General features: G+C 47.4%; 15 protein-coding genes. 7 read left to right on the forward strand and 8 right to left on the reverse strand.

Annotated elements, in window-relative coordinates; translation table 11 throughout:
• The first annotated feature begins 2 nt into the window (after positions 1 to 2).
• Complete coding sequence (locus tag J0M30_08005; protein ID MBN8667433.1) at positions 3 to 674, forward strand: hypothetical protein; 672 nt, start codon at positions 3 to 5, stop codon at positions 672 to 674.
• 221 nt (positions 675 to 895) lie between these two features.
• Positions 896 to 1852: an L-threonine 3-dehydrogenase gene (locus J0M30_08010; protein ID MBN8667434.1), complete on the forward strand. Its 957-nt coding sequence runs from the start codon at positions 896 to 898 to the stop codon at positions 1850 to 1852.
• Positions 1853 to 1916: 64 nt separating this feature from the next.
• Here the strand turns inward: J0M30_08010 and J0M30_08015 are convergent, their stop codons facing one another.
• Positions 1917 to 4349: a penicillin-binding protein gene (locus tag J0M30_08015; GenBank protein MBN8667435.1), complete on the reverse strand. Its 2433-nt coding sequence runs from the start codon at positions 4347 to 4349 to the stop codon at positions 1917 to 1919.
• A 69-nt stretch (positions 4350 to 4418) separates the two neighbouring features.
• Positions 4419 to 7373, reverse strand: coding sequence for a tetratricopeptide repeat protein (locus J0M30_08020; GenBank protein ID MBN8667436.1), 2955 nt, complete (start codon positions 7371 to 7373; stop codon positions 4419 to 4421).
• Positions 7374 to 7515: 142 nt separating this feature from the next.
• Between J0M30_08020 and J0M30_08025 the strand changes: the two genes are divergently transcribed.
• The 4 genes from J0M30_08025 to J0M30_08040 are packed head-to-tail and all read left to right on the forward strand — an operon-like array spanning position 7516 to position 9393.
• Positions 7516 to 7905, forward strand: coding sequence for a hypothetical protein (locus J0M30_08025; protein MBN8667437.1), 390 nt, complete (start codon positions 7516 to 7518; stop codon positions 7903 to 7905).
• A 12-nt stretch (positions 7906 to 7917) separates the two neighbouring features.
• Positions 7918 to 8352 (forward strand): polymer-forming cytoskeletal protein, encoded by a 435-nt coding sequence (locus tag J0M30_08030; protein MBN8667438.1) that lies wholly within the window; start codon positions 7918 to 7920, stop codon positions 8350 to 8352.
• A gap of 17 nt (positions 8353 to 8369) precedes the next feature.
• Positions 8370 to 8783, forward strand: coding sequence for a hypothetical protein (locus J0M30_08035; GenBank protein MBN8667439.1), 414 nt, complete (start codon positions 8370 to 8372; stop codon positions 8781 to 8783).
• Positions 8776 to 9393: a SprT-like domain-containing protein gene (locus J0M30_08040; GenBank protein ID MBN8667440.1), complete on the forward strand. Its 618-nt coding sequence runs from the start codon at positions 8776 to 8778 to the stop codon at positions 9391 to 9393. Before J0M30_08035 ends, J0M30_08040 begins: the two co-directional genes overlap by 8 nt.
• A gap of 24 nt (positions 9394 to 9417) precedes the next feature.
• Here J0M30_08040 and J0M30_08045 read toward each other — a convergent pair whose 3' ends face one another.
• The 5 genes from J0M30_08045 to J0M30_08065 form a co-directional block, all read right to left on the reverse strand.
• Positions 9418 to 9909 (reverse strand): GNAT family N-acetyltransferase, encoded by a 492-nt coding sequence (locus tag J0M30_08045; GenBank protein ID MBN8667441.1) that lies wholly within the window; start codon positions 9907 to 9909, stop codon positions 9418 to 9420.
• A gap of 13 nt (positions 9910 to 9922) precedes the next feature.
• Positions 9923 to 10975 carry a fatty acid desaturase gene (locus J0M30_08050; GenBank protein ID MBN8667442.1) on the reverse strand — a complete coding sequence of 351 codons (1053 nt, stop codon included), beginning with the start codon at positions 10973 to 10975 and terminating at the stop codon, positions 9923 to 9925.
• An 83-nt stretch (positions 10976 to 11058) separates the two neighbouring features.
• Entirely contained in the window at positions 11059 to 11532 is a 474-nt protein-coding gene (locus J0M30_08055) for a GAF domain-containing protein (GenBank protein MBN8667443.1), read from the reverse strand.
• 12 nt (positions 11533 to 11544) lie between these two features.
• A complete protein-coding gene (locus tag J0M30_08060; protein ID MBN8667444.1) occupies positions 11545 to 12654 on the reverse strand; it encodes a carboxylate-amine ligase in 1110 nt (369 codons plus the stop codon).
• A 110-nt stretch (positions 12655 to 12764) separates the two neighbouring features.
• On the reverse strand, positions 12765 to 13718 hold the full coding sequence (locus J0M30_08065; protein ID MBN8667445.1) for a hypothetical protein: 954 nt from the start codon (positions 13716 to 13718) through the stop codon (positions 12765 to 12767).
• Between the two features lie 119 nt (positions 13719 to 13837).
• Between J0M30_08065 and J0M30_08070 the strand changes: the two genes are divergently transcribed.
• On the forward strand, positions 13838 to 14659 hold the full coding sequence (locus tag J0M30_08070) for an esterase (protein MBN8667446.1): 822 nt from the start codon (positions 13838 to 13840) through the stop codon (positions 14657 to 14659).
• 264 nt (positions 14660 to 14923) lie between these two features.
• On the opposite strand, the gene J0M30_08075 is transcribed toward J0M30_08070, so the two are convergent.
• Positions 14924 to 18205, reverse strand: a complete 3282-nt coding sequence (locus tag J0M30_08075; protein ID MBN8667447.1) for a TonB-dependent receptor — start codon at positions 18203 to 18205, stop codon at positions 14924 to 14926.
• Between the last annotated feature and the right edge of the window lie 106 nt (positions 18206 to 18311).

An 18311-nucleotide genomic window follows, 5' to 3' on the forward strand; every position in this document is an offset into this window, starting at 1 on the left:
AAATGCAGGACATTCCATTTGCAGGCACTTTTGTTACCTCCCGGGAACAGCTGACGCAAAAACTGTCTGGCATAAAAGCCTTTGTTTTTGACTGGGACGGGGTGTTCAATGATGGACAAAAAGATATCAGTGGTTCCAGCACCTTTAGCGAAGTCGATGCCATGGGTACCAACCTGCTCCGGTTCAACCATTTTCTTACGCATCAGCAATTACCGGTGACCGCCGTTATTTCCGGTGAAAAGAACGAGATATCTTTTTCCTTTGCCCGAAGGGAACATTTTCATGCCGTTTATTTCGGGATTAAGCACAAGATTCAGGCACTTGAGCATTTTTGTGCCCAACATAAATTACAAGCATCCGAAATTGCTTTTATTTTCGATGATGTATTGGATTTCTCTATAGCAGAAGTGGCGGGGTTACGGATCATGATCGGAAGATCCTCCACTTTGTTATTACAGGAATTTGCCAAAAAGAATAATCTGGTAGACTATATCACCGGCTCCGATGGTGGGGCACATGGCCTGCGGGAAAGCGCTGAATTATTGATGGGATTGTCCGGCAATTATAGCGATACCATCGAACATCGGATGCGGAGCAGCGAATTATACAAAACCTATCTTTCATCCAGAAATGAAGCCGAGACGGTGTTGTTTGGGCCGGGTGAGATAGGGTAGGTGGGGGTGGATGACGGATGTTGGAGGTTGGATGTTGTAAGTTGGATGACTGATGACAGATGACAGATGACAGAGGCAGTGCGAGACCTCTGGTCTCGCACTGCAAACCTCCGCCATCTGTCATCTGTCATCAGTCATCCAACATCCAACATCCGTCATCTGTCATCCGTCATCAGTCATCAGTCATCTGTCATCCAACATCCATCATCAAACAACCAACAATGATCAAAGATAAAATACTTGTCATCGGCGCCTCCGGGCAAATCGGGGTGGAACTGACGCTTGCCTTACGAAAGATCTATGGAAATGCCAACGTGGTGGCTTCTGATCTGCGCGAACAGAACCCGCTGCTGGAGGGCACAGGCCCCTATGTGAGCCTGGATGTGATGAACAAAGAGATGTTGCATGTCCAGGTGATCAGGCAAAATATTACCCAGATCTATTTATTGGCCGCCATTCTTTCAGCCACAGGCGAAAAGAATCCGAGCCTGGCCTGGAACCTGAATATGCAAGGCCTGCTGAATGTTCTTGATATTGCCCGCGAAGAGAATATCAAGAAAGTATATTGGCCTTCTTCCATTGCTGTATTTGGCCCCACTTCACCAAAACAAAACTGTCCGCAGCAAACCATCATTGAACCCACCACGGTGTATGGGATCAGCAAATATGCCGGAGAATTCTGGTGTAATTATTTTCATCAGCGGTTTGGCGTGGATGTCCGCAGCTTGCGTTATCCCGGATTGATCTCCTATAAATCAGCACCCGGTGGAGGTACCACGGATTATGCGGTGGAGATATTTCACGAAGCATTGGAAGAGGGGAAATATGAATGTTTCCTGCGGGAGGATACCTATCTCCCCATGATGTATATGCCGGATGCCATCAAGGCTACGATCGAATTGATGGAAGCACCGGCCAGCAAAATATCCGTCCGTACATCGTATAATATTTCAGCAATGAGCTTTTCACCGAAAGAAATTGCTGCAGCGATTAAAAAACATATCCCCGATTTTTCCATCACCTATAAACCGGATTACCGTCAGGCGATTGCTGATAGCTGGCCACAAAGTATCGATGATTCTGTGGCGCGTGCGGATTGGGGATGGAAACAAGAGTATGATCTGGAGAGAATGGTGGGGGATATGGTGGAGAATTTGAAAATAGAAAAGACGAATTAAGTAATAAAAAATAAGGAAGTAAGAATCAATCCTACTTCCTTATTTTTTATTACTCTGTTCCTTATTAATTATTTCCCTCTCCGTTCTTCTTTCCAAACAACTTCTGCAACACCCCTTTCTTCTTTTTTTCTTCCTTTGGCGCTGCATCGCCGATCTTGGGGTCATCGGTGCGTTTAGGCATCACAGCTTTAGGCATGGTGTCACGGATCGGTTTGGAATCATCTTCTACGGGTTTGGAATCGGGGAAGATATTTTCACTGTTCTCCAATATCTCAAATCCGGAGGCGGGCCCTGAACCGATATTGCTGCCTTCAGCGCCTGGTTCTGCTACATATTCTCCATTGATCAGGTCAGCGCTGTTGATCTCCAGGTCAAGGTTGCTGGGTTTGGAGAAACGGGCATTTTTATCATACCCGAGTTTACGGTCATTCATCACCTTTTTAAAGAAGTATTCCCAGATCGGTCGGGCGGCATAGCCACCATAACCACGGGCATCGTTCTTATTCAACCGTACAAAGCGGTCATCGCAACCTACCCAAACACCACCCAGCAATTGCGGTGTATATCCCATGAACCAGGCATCGCTATTGTCATTGGTGGTACCTGTTTTGCCACCCAGTTCGGCCACCCCAATGCGGTTACGCAATCCGGCGGCGGTACCAAAATCAACTGTTCCCTGCATCATACGGGCCATGCGATAGGCCGTTCCTTCGCTGATGGCTTCTTTTCTGTTGACCGAATAGTCAAACCGTTTGATCACATTGCCATTCCGGTCTTCGATACGAGAAATATAATAGGGGCGTGTGGAGAAACCTCGTCCGGCGAAAATGGTATAGGACCACATCATTTCATACATGGACAGATCGCAAGCCCCAAGTGCATTGGAAGGGTGAGGGCCAATATTGGTCGGGATATTCAACCGCGAAACAAAATCGGCAAAAGGGCCCGGTTCTACGGCCTTCATCACAAAGGCAGAGGCATAGTTGTCGGAAAAGGCCAGGGCGCCTGCAAAACTGATCGTGCCGCCTTTTCCCCCTTTTCCGGCAGGCACCCAACCCTGACCGGGGAAGAACTGGGCCACGCGTTCACATTCGGTGGATTCAGTAAATCCTCTTTCTTCCATTGCCATTGTATAGAGCAATGGTTTTATAGAGGATCCAACCTGTCGTTTGGTATTGAGATTGACGTGATCGTATTTGAAGGTCTTAAAATTGATCCCACCCACCCAGGCCTTTACTTCACCCGTTACAGGGTCCATGGCCATGAACGATGATTGCATGATCGTGTGATGGTATTTGATGGAATCGATCGGGGTCATGGTCGTATCCTTCTCCCGGTTCTTATTCCAGGCAAAGACCTTCATGGGTGTTTTTTGGGTAAAGGCACGACGGATCTCTTTTTCGGTGAATCCTTCCGCGCTCATCGTGGCCCAACGGTCACTTTGTTTCATCGCCGATTCGATCACATTTTCAAAACCTTTCCATACAGAACCATCTTTGATCTTTCCTGTGGAGGAGAGTATCTTTTGCATGGTGGGCAAATGCGAGGTCACAGCTTCCTCGGCATATTCCTGCATGCGTGGGTTGATGGTGGTATAGATCTTCAGGGCGTCGTTGTAGATATTGTAACTCTCTCCATTGGGTTTCTTGATATCTTTCAGGAGTTTCTTTAATTCATCCCGCAAAACCTCACGGAAATAAGGGGCATACCCGGTATTCTCATCGAGTTTCCGGTAATTCAGTTTGATCGGTTCGGCCTTGAGTTTGGCGGCAGTGGCAGCATCGAGTTTTTTATTCCGCACCATTTGGTTGATCACGACATTTCTTCTTTCACGCGCGGCCTTGGGATTTCGCCGGGGATTAAACAGGCTTGGGGCATTCACCATGCCGATCAGCAAAGCGGATTCCTGTACATTGAGTTGATCGGGTTCTTTTTGGAAAAAAGTACGGGAAGCACTGCGGATGCCAAAGGTGTTTTCACTAAACGACACCGCATTGAGGTATAAAGCAATGATCTCTTCTTTGGTAAAATTTCGTTCGAGCTTGATGGCAATGATCCATTCCTGCAATTTCTGAATGATCCGCATGAATGGATTGGAAGACCGGCTATTGAAAAGGTTCAGCGCCAATTGCTGGGTAATGGTACTGGCACCTCCTTTTTGTCCCAGGTGGGCCACCGCGCTGATCGTACGACGGTAATCAATCCCGGAGTGTTGGTAAAAACGCTCATCCTCTGTGGACACCAGTGCATTGACCACATTGGGAGAAAGGTCCTTGTACCGGACATTGGTCCTGTTTCCTTTATCAAGGTAATACTTGCCCATGAGTGTTCCGTCATCCGCATACACTTCAGAGGCTTGCAGGATGGTGGGGTTCTCCAGTTCAGTGATGGAGGGCATATTTCCCCAGAGTCCCCAATTGATGGTTAATATAAGGAGGATAAAGGCAAGAAATCCGTATAGGACGATTCGCCAGAAGATCCGGACAGATCGGGTCATGGTGTTCTCAGGTTTAGTTCGCTATCTCAAAACTAACAAAACGCGGGGGGATATATTGAAAAGAAATGTTTAAAATTTCCCCTGGTAAATTCCTTGGATATACATCTGATATTCCCCTACGGCTTTCTTCTGTTTTAACAATTCCAGGTTGGAGTTGCTGATCAGGGAGAAAGTATATTTCGAGGGGGTCAGCCAGGGCACGATCCGGGACGGGGTGAGCGGCCGGGTTTCGGTCAGGTATTGTATGGCCAGAGAGGCATTCTCAAAGGTGCCGATCAGGAGCAATTTTGTATCCGCATCCAATTCTACCAACGTATTGGCCAGGTTGCGGTTAGCCGGTTTTTCCCGGTTATAACGGGTAAACGCACTGTTGGTTTCATTGCCCCATACCTTATCCACCTTATACAGGATCAGCATCACGTAATGAGGCTGGTCTTCTCTGTGTGAATAGGTGGCATTGGCGGGCACATTCAAGGCGGGTGCTTTTTTAACAGTATCCAGAACCGGTCTTTTGGCCATCAGACTGTCCTGCCCCTGTTTAGGTGGGTTAGGCTGATTCACTACCGGGGCCTGGGTGGTAACCACCGGAGGTGTTACCTGCGACGGTGCCGGTGTTTGTGCGACCATGACTGAATCATCGGGGTTGGGTAGTTTACCCAGCTCTTCTTCGATTTCTTTACGGCGACCCAATACCGCGATCAATTGTCTTGACCTTTCAGAAAGGACATGATCGGGATATTTGTTGATGATGGAATGAAGCGCATTCATCGCGATGCCATCTTCACGCTGGCGTATATGATAGATAGCCTCGATGTATAAAAGTTGTGGGGTCCAGTAATTGGAGCCATAGAGACTATCTGCTTTTTTCTTACGGGCAACAGCCTGCTCAAAATCACCTTCAATAAAAAGTTCATAGACCTTTTCATATTCAGCACTCACCGGATTTGATTTGGTCGCGTTATCCAGTTCGGGTTTTTTCCCGGGTACCAATTGACTGGCATACTTGCTGTTGGGATAATTCTTTTGTAATTGTTGAAAGAGTGTCTGAGCCTGTTCGTCATTTCCGGAACGCTTGAGGCAATAATGCAACAGGAAGAGAACCTCATCCATGGGCTCAAAGGAGGGGAATTCGGTGCGGAGCCTGTCGAGTGTTTGAACAGAGAAACGGCAATCCTCGATTTTTTCTGCGTAGGCTTTACCTAATTCAAACAAGGCTTTTTGCAGGGAATCCTGGGCTATTTTTTTCTTTTCATCTGTAAGGGGCACCTGGGCAAGAAGACCCTCAAAGGTGAGGGGAATTTCAACGGAAGGAGGGCCATCGGGGCTTACCTGGCCACGATCGCCCATTTCGGGAAGGCGGCTTGCCAGGTTAACCGCAGAAATCCTTCGCCAGTTGTCTGCATTGGGACGGTTTCCCCACCGGGTGCGGAAATCAGCTTCCCCTTTGGTGCGGAGAGCGGCATTGTAAAAGTACCATTCGCCTTTTGCGGGTCCGGCGCCAAAAAGGTCATTGGAGGCAGGTGTTTCATTGCCGGGCAGAGACACGCTTCCCCTTTCATCTTCTTTCAGTCCTTGCTGCCGCCGCAATTGCCTGACCATTTTCCGAATGAATTCATTTCTATCTTCCTCCGGCAAATCGGCCAATCGCAGCAGACTGTCCTGCCGGTAAATAATATCAATTTGTTTGGCCACGATACCCAGCATTGTTTTTCTTTCCATGAATTGCTGGCCATCCTGCATACTCAGACTGGTAATGGCGATGCTGTCGTAATAAGAGGAAGACCGACGGTATTGTTGTTGACGAAACGCCAGGTCGCCCAGCAGCAAAAAGGCGCGTGTCCGTTGTGCCGGGTTATTGCTGCTATAGCGGGTACTTTCTTCGATATAGGCCATTGCCTCATTGGTACGTCCTCTTTCAAGTTCCATTTGCCCGATGGTAAAAAATATGATATCGCGGTAGTCCACAAACTTATCCTTTCGGGCCATCTTCAACAGTTCACTGATATTTCTGTCGGTATAGTCCTGTTCATTGTCTTTATTGGTGCGGATCGCATTCAGCCGGGCATAGATCTCCATAACGGGATCTGTGGTATGGCTGATCACTTTTTCATAAAACTCTCTCGATTTATCGAATTGTTTTCCCCCTTCAAACAATTGGGCGGCCAGGAATTCCCAGCGGGCCCTTTCTTTTTTAGTGGGGGCATTGTCCAATGCTTTTACCAGGTACACCGCGGCGCTATCCCATTGTTGTTGTTCATAGTACCAGAGTGCCTGAACTTCATTCAGGTCATTCTGCAATCGTTTGGGGAAGGAAGGATCATTGCGCAGGGTAACAATCAGACTGGCAGCTTCGGCAAAGGCTTTGCGCGCCATAAAGGTGCGGATCTGCCAGATAAAGGCATCGTTACGGCTGGGTGGTTCGGCAAATATTTTTTTAGGGAGGTTTGTCTTTTCTTTGGTGGCGATGGACATGGCGTTGTTGCCATCAAACCGGCTTCCGATCACCTGGTAATATCCGTCCTTTTCTTTGGGTGCAAAGGCATAGTTGATAAACTGAAAGGTCAGGGCGGCGGAATCAAAGTCTTTGCGCAGGTAATAGGCGGCACCAATGAGAAGGTACAGGTTGTCGGCCCAATCGTTGCGAAGATCGTGCAGCACCAGTCCGGTGGAAGACCGGCTGATGATCGAATCCAACTGAAGGCGATTGGCAGAGGTGTTTTCCAGGCTGTAGTTGTAAAAGGGCAGGAGGGACGTAAAATCGTCCTGATGCTGTGATTTGGCCTGGGCGATCACTTCATTCAGGGTGTTATTTGCATTAAAAAAGAAGTTGTACCGGGTGGCGGTATTCTGCATGAAACGCCGGGGGAGGGTGAATTTCTTTTCTTCCGACCTTTCGGAGCGGAGTACCCTTTCCTCGTATTCGCGTGGTTTTTTGATATCAAAGGAAATGCCTAACTGGGCCAGTGCGGACTGGCAAAGCCAAAGTAGAACCACGGTCAGGAGAAAATAACGGGATGCGCGCATTTCCGGCCAAATCTAAATTCTTAATAACTGAAAATCAAATATTTTATTATGTCAAACCCCCGTTTTTTTTCATTATAAATTTTTGATTAACAAGGGAATAAAAGGTTCGATTTTTGTTAACTTTAACCGCTAATCAAACTACGTGAAACCAGAGAAAGTGTCCACGCTCAAAAGGCTCCGCAACCGCTACCGGCTGGTCATCATGAATGATGACACTTACGAGGAAGTGGTCACCTTTAAATTATCGCGATTAAGTGTCTATGTCACGCTTAGCACCATTTTTGTAGTGTTGGTGGGGCTGACGGTGGCTTTGATCGTTTTTACGCCGTTGAAATACTATATCCCTGGTTACGAAGACTTTGGCCAGCAGCGACAGAACCGGGAAATGAAGTACACGGTAGATTCTTTGAATAATGTGGTGAAGAATCAGACCCAGTTCATTGAGGGGTTGCAAAAAGTGTTGCGGGGGGATATGAACCAGGTATTGGATACCACCCTGATCGAAGTACCGAAGGATGAATTCGACAATTGAAACCAAATATCTATGTTTAACGCCAAATCCAGGGAAACCATGAGCACAGAAAAAACAAATGGCACCGGCAGTGGCACGACCCTTATCGGTTCGGGCACTACCCTAAAAGGGGACATCAGCAGCAACAGCGATCTTCGGATCGATGGCATGATTATCGGCAATATCCGTAGCAGTGCCAAGATCGTAATCGGGGCAAGCGGAGTTGTAGAAGGGGATATTGAAGGAAACCAGGCCGATATTGTTGGCAAGGTATCCGGGAATATCAAAGTAAAGGACATCCTCCAGTTAAGGGGCGATTGCGTGGTATCAGGAAACCTCTATGCCACCAAATTGCAGGTAGAACCCACCGCCACATTTAACGGACAGTGCCATATGGGCAATGCAACCAATCAATCCACTCATTCATTGATAAAAGAAGAAGAACCTGAGTCGGAATTGGCCAAGTAAACAGACCACCCGTAATCATGTCAACCTCCACCATCCGGCCGGTGATCCGGCCCTTTTTGCCGGCAATCATCCTGTTCTTTGTATTGAACACGGCTTTCCTCCTTTTTGGTTCCCGCTGGAAAGAGGCAGGCTTTGACACCGATGTACTTATCATCGGCAACCTGCTATTGTTTGCAGTTACTTTCCTGACCTATTGGCTGGGAAGTAAGGGACTTTCCACAAAGAATAACCATGCTTTTTTCAGATCGGTATATGGCAGTTTTATGATCAAGCTGATCGTGTTAGCCGGTGCTGCCCTTGTGTATGTTACCCAATTCAAAGAACAGTTGAACAAGCCCGCGCTTTTCTTCTGTATGGGCCTCTATCTGGTATATACTTTTCTTGAAGTGGCGGGTTTGATGAAATTGTCGAAGCTTAAGAAGCATGGCTAAAAAAGAAGTACCGCTCGATAGTTTACGCTCCTTTCTCCCGCCGGGTACCTATGAAGAGGTATCTGCCTTTCTGCATCAGTATAAAGTACACCTCACCATTGCCCGGGAAAGAAAAACCGTATTGGGTGACTACCGGCATAAGACCGATATGCAAAATCACCGGATCAGTGTCAATGGCAATCTCAATCCCTATGCCTTCCTGATCACCACCCTGCATGAGATCGCTCACCTCGTGGTGTTTGAAAAATACCAGCACCGGGTACAGGCCCATGGTAAAGAATGGCAACAAATATTCTCGCATTTGTTAGCGCGTTTTCTCCAGCGAAAATTATTTCCTCCGGATATTGAGGCGGAACTCCACCGCATATTGGGAAGCCCTGCTGCCAGCAGTTGTGCGGAAGATGGGTTGATCCGTATACTGAGAAGATATGATACGCAAACCAATGGCCGGAAGCTGGTGGAGGAGCTGGAGGATAAAGCCCTCTTTAAACTGGAAGACGGCCGTGTTTTTCAACGAGGCGCTAAACAACGAAAACGCTATATGTGTGTGGAAGTGAAAACCGGGCGCGCTTATTTGTTCAGTCCGGTATATGAGGTTTCTCCGGTATAGGTTTCATGCAAGCTTTACGGGCAATTAAACGATCGCTTTCAACATCCATTTCCCGCAACCAAAGTGTCCGCTGTTCCCCAGGGGCCCTGGTAAATATTCAAATCCTAATTTCTCATATACCTTCACCGCTTTTTCCAACTCAGGCATGGTTTCGAGATAGATATTTTTATATCCCATTTCACGGGCGGTAGCAAAGCAGGTTTCGATCATTTTTTTACCCAAACCTCTGCCACGGGCTTCAGGCACCAGGTACATTTTTACCAGCTCACAGGTATCGCCAGGAAGGCCGGGTGTGGGGAAAATGCCGGCACCACCCAGGATCCCTTTCGCTGATTCTGCCACCCAATAAGCCGATCTTTCCTGTTGAAAAAGCTCAAAGAGGGCATCCGTCGTAGGGTCATAGTAAACCGTGCCTGGCCGGTTGGCACCAAACTCGGTAAGACTATCGCGAATGATACGCGCCATAGCCAGATTATCATTGGGGTGTATCGGTCTTATCAAAATGTCGGATAACATGGGGAAAGGTTGGTCAGGCGGCATTCAGACGAAACTTACTTGTTCTTTCTTTCAGCACTTTTATGGCTTCTTCCTCAGAGGAGAAACTGTTTTCAATATTGACGAGATGGCGGGCCATTTTATCGTACCGCCTGGTCATCAGGTAAAGAAAGAGATGGAGATAATGTACACCATCGAATACCAGTGATTTTTCCCGAACAATGTTTTCTTTTTCTTTCAGGAATAATACCGGCATATCGGTATAGTGAATACCTGGTTTCAGGTGATGGATAAGATGATACCCATCATTCCAGCATTTGGTATTGTAATTTGTGTTGATGCAATTGAAGCAATTCTTGTACATGTTTTCGGGTTCATGGGGATCCACAAAAGCATGTTGTGTCCAGTTGCCCAGCATCATAATGAGGCGGGAAACCAGAAAGGGGATGATCAATACCCAAAGCGCCGCTTTCAGGTTGACAAAGCAAAGCCCGATGCTAACAGCATAGAAGGTCATTTCTCCCAGGGTCAGGTTGACGTAATATTTCTTTTTCTTCCGTGTAAAGAGGTAGACAAACGTGTCGCGAAAACCGAGGAACAGGAAATTGATATAATATTTTAAAAAATCTTTCAGGGAATCGCGTTGATAGGGAAGGGTGCTGCTCGCATCATCCGGCATATTGTTTTCTTCATGATGCATACCCACGTGGTGGGCAAAATAGGTTTCAGGGGTATGTCCAAAAAAGGGGCATACAAACCAGATCACATATTTATTGAGCCAATTGAATTTCTTTTTAAATAACCGACGGTGCGAAATATTATGCAACATAAGTCCAAAGGGTCCCCGTAACCGGATCTGGGCCAAAAAGAACCAGACAACATAGGCGATCCACCACCAATAACCCTGGAAGAGGGGTGTGAAAAGAACCAGTCCCAGTGGTATAACGGTGAGGTGAATCAGGGTGAGCAAATGCAGAAAAGAGAGGTCTCTTTTATCGTTCATGAAATTGAGCCAGAACCGTTCATATGCCGAGAAGGATTCGGGTTGGTGGTAAACAGGGTCCTGTATGGGGTTCAGTTGTTTCATAAATGTGACTTAACTTAAAGCCAATAGCTGTTAGCTAATAGCTATTAGCTTTTGGTAAGTGGCCTCTTTTCAAAATTAATCATTTAAAAAATAATCCCTGCAACGATTTGCTCGAGGTATAGCTGGTCTGTGGAGTCAAAATGGGCCAGGAGTTCGCTGTCTACATCCAGTACGCCGATCACGTTCCCATCCTTCCACAAAGGTACTACGATCTCTGACCGCGACAGGCTGCTGCAGGCGATATGACCCGGGAATTTTTCTACGTCGTCAACGATAAGTGTTTGGCCTTTTTCCCAACTTGTACCGCAAACACCTCTTCCTTTCCGGATACGGGTACAGGCGATGGGTCCCTGAAAAGGGCCTAAAACGAGTTCATTATCTTTTACAAGGTAAAATCCGGTCCATAACCACCCAAACTGCTCTTTGAGTGCGGCTGTGATATTGGCCAGGTTGGCCACCAGATCGGGCTCACCTTCGATCAGGGCGGCGATCTGTGGAAGAAGGGCTTTGTATTGTTCTTCCTTGGTTCCTTTCGCTACAATGAGGTCTTCTGCCATGTGTTTCAAAAATTAAAGACCTGCAAGGTATTGATCTTTGATATAATCGACGACACTGATGAGGTTTTTTGTTTCATTGAACACCGCGATCTGTCTGTCGGCACCCGTACCATTTTCAAGTATCTTATGTACATAGGCGAGCCGGTGACGGCTACCCAAATGGTCTACCACATCATCTACAAAGTCAAGTAATTCGTAAATGAGTACGCGGGTGTTCACCTCTTCCTCTTTACCAAAATCGATCAGGCGGCCATCAATACCATACCGGCTGGCGCGCCACTTATTTTCGTTGATGAGGTGTCTTGAATATTGAATGAAATTGATGTTCTGGGTTCTTAGTTTGTAGATCTTCGCGCATATGGCCTGGAAAAGAGCGGCGAGGGCAATGGTCTCATTCACCGTCATGGGTACATCACAAATGCGAAATTCAACAGTATTGAAGAAGGGGTGCACACGGATATCCCACCAGATCTTTTTGGCATTATCAATGCAATTGGTCTTGACCAGCAGTTTGATATAATTGTCATAGGCTTCGATGCTTTCAAAGACCTCCGGGATCCCGGTACGGGGAAATTTATCAAACACTTTGGTACGATAAGAACGGTATCCGGTTTGACGCCCTTCCCAGAACGGACTGTTGGCGCTAAGCGCATAGATATGTGGCAGAAAGTACCGGGTAGAGTTGGCAATATGCATGGCCATTTCCCGCGTTTCCATTCCCACATGTACGTGCAGACCAAAGATCAGGTTACTCCGGGCGGCTTCCTGAAGTTCATTTACGATCTCATTATACCGGATATGGTCGGTGATCAACTGTCTTTCCCAATGACTAAAGGGATGGGTACCTGCGGCTCCCACGGCCAACCCGATCTTGTCGGCGATACCGTGAATGGTTTTACGCAAGGTGGCCACATCCTCAAAGGCTTCATCCACATCCCGGCAGATATCCGTTCCTACTTCCACCACGGCCTGGTGCATCTCTGCCTTGACCTTGTCCTTGATCACTTTTTGTCCCTCCTGGACGATCTTTTGCTCATGGCTCTTCAGTTCCCTCGATTCGGGATCAATGACCATGTATTCTTCTTCTACTCCGAGAGTGAAGGATTTGTAGTTGATGTTCATTTTTGGGGATGATGGTTATTAGATGTTGGATGTTGGATGATGGATGTTGGACGAAAGATGACCGTCATCAGTCATTTATCGTCCAACATCCAACATCTAACAACCATCATCTATATTAATGGTTGATGATTCGCTCCTCTCCTTACATACTCTCCCCAGGACAAATTATCTTTTCCCGGTTCGGCGCTCAATGCTTTTTCGATGGCGTAATTGGCAGCGGTTTCTACCACCCACTCAAAATTTTCTTCTCCGACACTAGTTCTTTCGGCATCGGGTGCGGGATTGCAGAAATCGATCGCGTAAGGAACCCCATCGCGGAGCGCAAGTTCTACCGTATTGAAATCATATCCGAGGTACTCATTGATCCGCAGTACGATCTCTTCCATCTGGCGGTATCTTTCTTCTGAAGGAGAGAAGGAGGCCACATAGCGGAGATGGTGCGGGTTACGGGGTTCATACGGCATGATGCGCACATGTTTTCTGCCGATGCAATAACAGCGGTAATATTCTTCAAAAATGATCTCTTCCTGTAACAGCATCACCAGTTGACCGGTCTCTGCATGCTTTTCAAAGAATTCATCTTTATTGGCGAGGCGGTAAACGTTTTTCCATCCGCCTCCGGCAAAGGGTTTCATATAAGCAGGGAAACCGACATACTGGAAAATGTTTTCCCAATCAAGCGGATAGGCCAGGTTGCTAAAGGATTCACCGGTGGTATCATCCGGATGATCACGTGAGGGAAGAATAACGGTCTTGGGCACCGGAACGCCAACTTTTGTCATCAGACAGTTATTAAAGTACTTGTCATCTGCACTCCACCAAAAGGGGTTATTGATGACAGCGGTGCCGGTAACAGCCGCATTTTTCAGGAAGGTGCGGTAGAATGGGACATCCTGCGATATCCTGTCAATGATCACATCATACCCGCAATGTTCACCTTGCATGGCCTTGTCGATGCGGACAGGCTCCGCCATCACACCCGGAACCCCTTTGCTGTTGACGCGTTCCACAAAGGCCATAGGGAAGGACCTTTCTTTTCCAAACAGGATACCAATTTTTTTCATGATCTATATGGTTTTGGTGGCAAATAATAGAGCTATTAAGATAATTGATTAAGTTGCAGCCACAAAAAAATACTCCTTTCAAATCTACTGAAATTGGGGCTGAAACCTATATTTGAAGCGTGCAATCCAAGACAAAAAAACATCCGGGCCTTCGTGTGAATTTGGCGTCTGAATTTCTGGACCGGACGGTGCTTATTGATATCTACCTTCCCCGGAACCACCAGCCAGAAACCCAGTATTCCCTTCTGTTGATCAATGACGGCCAGGACCTTCCCAAATTCGATCTGGGAGCCCTACTGGCCGATATGGAAGGGAAAGGGGAGATCGAGCCCCTGATCGTAGTGGGTATCCATTGCAGTGAGGACCGGAAAATGGAATATGGAACCGTTGCCTATACGGATTATATGGGCCGGGGAGCCAGGGCAGGCAAACACCAGCAATTCGTTTTTGATGAACTTTTACCCTATCTGCGGGCTCAATATGCTCCACAGGGATTTAAAGAAAAATCCTATGCCGGATTCTCCCTGGGAGGATTGACCGCCATCGATGTGGTCTGGAACAATCCCCATGAATTTCGCCGGGCAGGTGTTTTCTCAGGTTCACTCTGGTGGCGACTCAACGATATTGGGAAAGGGTACATTGAAAAAACCGATCGGATCATGCACAAGCAAATCCGGGAAGGGAAATACCACCCCTGGCTGAAATTTTATTTTACCACCGGCTCCCTTGATGAAACCATGGACCGGAATAACAACGGGATCATTGACTCCATTGACGACACCCTCGGTCTTATCGAGGAATTGGAGAAAATTGGTTACTCTGTCACCGAAGATATTTTTTACATCAACTACAAAGACGGTCGTCATGATGTGGAAACCTGGGGACGGGCGATGCCGGAATTTTTGAGGTGGGGGTGGGGGAGCGAGAGGCGTGAGGCGTGAGGCGTGAGTTTCGTGAGGCGTGAGGGGTGAGGCGTGAGAGGTGAATAGTGAATGGTGAATAGTGAATGGTGAATAGTGAATGGTGAATAGTGAAATAACTTCTGATAATAAAAAAAGGCCTCAAATGAGGCCTTTTTCTTTATTATTTAAAAAAAACAATCGACGCTATATTCACTATTCACTATTCACTATTCACTATTCACCCCTCACGCCTCACGTCTCACGAAACTCACGCCTCACGTCTCACGCCTCTCCCTTCCCTCATCAAAACGACAACCTCACACCGATCTGGCTCAGCCATCTTGCACTCAAACCAGGAGCGGTGCTGGTGCTCAGGCTCCAGGGGGTTCCGGTTTGTGGGCGGAACGTATAGCGCGGAGTCAGGTTGGTAGCGCTGGTATAGCTGTTGAATTGCAACAGGCCGTATTGGTCGTTGGCAAGGAAGTAGGTCTTACCCCAGTTGCGGTTCAGCAGATTGGTAAAGTTGTAGATATCATAGGTGATCTGCAGGGTATGAATCTTCTTACCCAGTTTCACACTAAAGTCTTGTTTGATGCTCAGATCAAGCAAATGGCTCCAGGGCAGACGTGAACCATTGCGCTCGGCAAACTGGCCACGACGGTTGCGGAGATATTTGTTCGCCTGAATATAATTCTCGAACAGTTGACGTTGAGCGGCTTCGCTGTATGTTACGCCGTTTACGGTTACACTCAGGAAAGTAGTGGTTTGCAATTCTGCGGCTGTAGGCACATAGATCAGGTCATTGGTCTCTGATCTGGCGCGGTCACCCACCATACTACCTGTGTACACATAGCTAAAGGGTTGTCCTTGCTGACCATTATACACCAGGGTAAAGGTAGTGGCAGCCATTTTTTTCGCACCATAGGTGAACTTCTTGGACAGGTATCCAAAGAAGCGGTGACCCAGGTTGAAGTCGGAAATGGAAAGCCCCAGTCCGTTACGGCCATTTACGGCTTCCATAAAGCGCCACTGGCTATTGTTCTGCGAGCTGGTACCCTCGTTGGTTACAATTGAATTACCGTAGGCATAACTCATGGTAGCGGCCCATCCATTCTGGAAGGCTTTATCCAATACCATGGTGAAGTTGTACGAGTACCCTTTAGTACCTGCATTATTACTCAGGACAAAGATATCATTGGCACCATAGGGGTTAGATCCATTGGAGAGCAGCGGGATCCTGTTGGGAGTGCCACCAAATGTATACACTGTACGTGCACCGGCTCCAACACTTTTCAGTGTAGGAGGCAGGATGTTTACGTTCTGATAATAGATCTCGTGGATATTCTTGCTAAACAATCCTTCCACGGTAAGTGTCCAACCTTTGCTGAGCCGTTTTTCAACAGTCAGTGAAGTACGGAACAGTTTGGGGAGTTTGAATTTAGCAGCGATCAGGTCCACCTGGCCTTTGGCCGTGCTGGCGGATGTATTCAGGTCAGCCGGTGTGTATTGATTGAATGGATCGGGACGGAAACCGGAATAGAAAGTGGCAAACCCCGGTGTGGTCTGGGTTACAGAACCCAGGTTGATACCGGTGTTGTTATAAACACCACCAGGCCATACAAGCGGCATACGACCGGTAAAGAGACCGATACCTCCACGAACAGTGGTATTTTCATCCGGAACACGCAGGGTAAAACCTACGCGGGGAGAAAGTGACCAGGGAACTTGTGCCATTTGGCCGGAACGCGCACCGTTGAGATCATAATATTGTGAAATGATCGCCAAAGCCGTATCGTTCAGGAAAGGATCGGCGTTGGGGCGGTTCAGGAAAACGGTCTTATCTGCACGCAGACCGAGATTGATCGTCAGGTTTTGATTGGCTTTGATCTCATCATTGATGAAGAAGGCCCAGTTGATATAATTGAAACGGGCAGCCGATTTGGAATTCTTTTCATCCGTTGTCTCTTCCAGGTTCGAATAGGTGTACGAATACTGGTTAGGCGTTACGTCATTCAGAAAATCATTCAGGTTGTTGTAGGTATAGTTACCATACAGGTCACGAATGAAGAGGTTGTTTGCTTTGCTGATCAGGTTGTCGGTACCGACAGAGATCAGGTTATTGCCCAGATAGAATTTGAACACATCATTGATGGTCCAGTTCTTTTGGGCCAGGTAGTTACCCGTGGAGAAGTTCTCTGTACCAAAGATAAAGCGGCCAGCTCCGTCATTGATCGTTACCCGTGGGAAGGGTTGTCCGATCGGATCACGGTTATCGGTTACATCGGTATAGGTAATCAGCAAGCGGTTAGAGGCGCCTCCTTTCAGGCTATTACGTAACTCAAAAGTACCTGTGTGCGATTTGCTGGGGAACAGGATACCGTTGTTAAAGAAGTTGATGGTGGTGCTGCTGCTGGCGCTGGTATTATAACGTTCGCCCTGGTTGTAGCGATAGCTCATGGACAATTTGGTCCGGTTGTTTTTACCCAGGTTCCAGTCGAGTTTGGCAGTAACACGATTTGCTTTCACCTGCTCAGGATTATCAAGGTAGGATCCGGCATCATAATTATAAGTTGTTTTCAGGTATGACACCAGGTTATCAATGGTGGCCTGATTGGAGTTACCTCTGTAATCAGCGATGTTGAAAGGCTGAGGGCGTTCATCACGCTGGATCTCACCCAGCAGGAAGAAGAACAGTTTATTCTTGATCAATGGTCCGCTAAAACGTGCACCATAGGTTTGGTTGCGGAAATTAGCCAGACGCACACGTTGATCAACTGCAACACCACCGGGTGTTTTACCAGCGAGTTTCTCATCGCGGTAATAATACCAGGCTGCGCCATGCAGTTCATTTGAACCGGAACGGGTAGTGGCGTTGATACCACCACCGGTAAATCCACCTAGTGAGGCATCGTAGGGAGAAAGTACCACCTGGAACTGGTCGATGGCATCAATGGAGATGGGGTTGATATTGGCTTGACCTCCGTTTGTTCCGGAAGCGGCCAAACCAAATACATCATTATTGATGGCGCCATCAATGAAGAAAGAGTTATAGCGGTTATTCTGACCAGCCAGGGAAACACCACCGTCACCGGTGATCTTTGCCTGAGGTGTTGCACGCAGATAATCATTTAAGCTACGCGATACGGTAGGGATATTGGCCACTTTATCCCGACCAATGCTGGTTTCAGAACCTGTCTTGGCTGTACCAGCGGCACGACGGGAGGTCAATACCAACTCGGTGAGGTTGCCGGCTTTATCCACCAACACAAAATCGTAAGAGGCTTTATCACCCAGGCTGAGGAATATATTTTCTCTTACCTCATCATTGAATCCGACAAAGGAAACAGTTACGGTGTAAGGTCCTCCGGGGGTCATGTTATTGATATCGAAGCGGCCATTGCTTCGGGCGAGAACGACATACTTGGTACCTGTGGGAACATGGACAGCGGTGATGGTAGCGCCAACCAACGGTTGATTATTGGCTCCTTTGATCAAACCGCCAATGCTACTGTTGGTCTCTTGTGCCTGTACGGACAGGGACATAACGAACAATACGGAGAGTAGTCGTACAATTCTCTTAAGCATAAGCATATTATTAGTTTTCGGTTGCGAATTTGAGCAAATCCGCTTTAATGCGGCAAATTAAATCTTTTGGCCCCAAAAAACAAAAAACCCCGCGAAATCGCGGGGT

Source organism: Chitinophagales bacterium (assembly GCA_017303415.1).
Lineage (GTDB): Bacteria > Bacteroidota > Bacteroidia > Chitinophagales > Chitinophagaceae > SpSt-398.

What these genes read in the sequence shown, in the direction of transcription:
- J0M30_08050 (MBN8667442.1), bottom strand. Translation starts at nt 10,975, where the DNA reads ATGAAACAACTGAACCCCATACAGGACCCTGTTTACCACCAACCCGAA.
- J0M30_08040 (MBN8667440.1), top strand. Translation starts at nt 8,776, where the DNA reads ATGGCTAAAAAAGAAGTACCGCTCGATAGTTTACGCTCCTTTCTCCCG.
- J0M30_08060 (MBN8667444.1), bottom strand. Translation starts at nt 12,654, where the DNA reads ATGAACATCAACTACAAATCCTTCACTCTCGGAGTAGAAGAAGAATAC.
- J0M30_08005 (MBN8667433.1), top strand. Translation starts at nt 3, where the DNA reads ATGCAGGACATTCCATTTGCAGGCACTTTTGTTACCTCCCGGGAACAG.
- J0M30_08030 (MBN8667438.1), top strand. Translation starts at nt 7,918, where the DNA reads ATGTTTAACGCCAAATCCAGGGAAACCATGAGCACAGAAAAAACAAAT.
- J0M30_08075 (MBN8667447.1), bottom strand. Translation starts at nt 18,205, where the DNA reads ATGCTTAAGAGAATTGTACGACTACTCTCCGTATTGTTCGTTATGTCC.
- J0M30_08020 (MBN8667436.1), bottom strand. Translation starts at nt 7,373, where the DNA reads ATGCGCGCATCCCGTTATTTTCTCCTGACCGTGGTTCTACTTTGGCTT.
- J0M30_08065 (MBN8667445.1), bottom strand. Translation starts at nt 13,718, where the DNA reads ATGAAAAAAATTGGTATCCTGTTTGGAAAAGAAAGGTCCTTCCCTATG.
- J0M30_08045 (MBN8667441.1), bottom strand. Translation starts at nt 9,909, where the DNA reads ATGTTATCCGACATTTTGATAAGACCGATACACCCCAATGATAATCTG.
- J0M30_08035 (MBN8667439.1), top strand. Translation starts at nt 8,370, where the DNA reads ATGTCAACCTCCACCATCCGGCCGGTGATCCGGCCCTTTTTGCCGGCA.
- J0M30_08055 (MBN8667443.1), bottom strand. Translation starts at nt 11,532, where the DNA reads ATGGCAGAAGACCTCATTGTAGCGAAAGGAACCAAGGAAGAACAATAC.
- J0M30_08015 (MBN8667435.1), bottom strand. Translation starts at nt 4,349, where the DNA reads ATGACCCGATCTGTCCGGATCTTCTGGCGAATCGTCCTATACGGATTT.
- J0M30_08010 (MBN8667434.1), top strand. Translation starts at nt 896, where the DNA reads ATGATCAAAGATAAAATACTTGTCATCGGCGCCTCCGGGCAAATCGGG.